Here is a 621-nt window from a genome sequence, read left to right on the forward strand (position 1 = left end):
CTGATCGACCTTATCGTGACGCCTGATGAGAAGGAAAAACTGACGAAACACGGACTGCTTCCTGCGACACTTTTCGCTCATGAGGTAGTTCTGCACAGCACCGGCCGATTCGAGCCGAGCATGTGGGCACGCAGCTACTTTGGAAAATCGTTCACCGAAGGCTGTATGTTTGAAACCAAAATACCGTTTACTTGCTCTCCGGTGCTGGCAAAAGGAAAGAGGCYAGCGTGGCTACCGCGTTTTCGATGTCTGCTGGGTGAGCTATGGCAGCGCAAACATATAGTGATTGATTTTGGAGGTTTGGTCGGATGCCTGATGCAATCGAAGTAGAGCTTCACGGTAAGGATGTGAGTGACTTTCAGCTGAGTCGCTTAGTGCGAGCAAACCACCGTAAATACAGCGTGGCGATTACTGCTTTTATCAGTGATGCATTCATCGCCGAGGATACGTGTGCGGGCGTTTCTTTTGACCACGCAGAAAAACACGAGGGATACCGCAAAGCAGATGGAGCCATCCTTCGAACCGGAAAAATTCACACCGTACGGAAAGAAGGGCGTTTCTGGCTGCTCGAAACACAAGATGGCAATTACATCATTGGCAGCTTTTTGCGAGGCGTTGGAC

General features: G+C 50.3%; 2 protein-coding genes. Both read left to right on the forward strand.

Annotated elements, in window-relative coordinates; translation table 11 throughout:
- On the forward strand, nt 1-330 hold a 330-nt coding region (locus AC1DRJ_RS31545; protein WP_477805548.1), incomplete at its 5' end, for a DUF6957 family protein.
- The coding region (locus AC1DRJ_RS31550) for a hypothetical protein (protein WP_477805549.1) at nt 309-621 on the forward strand (313 nt) is incomplete at its 3' end. The genes AC1DRJ_RS31545 and AC1DRJ_RS31550, both read left to right, overlap by 22 nt.

The organism is Pseudomonas sp. P5_B2, assembly GCF_056400445.1.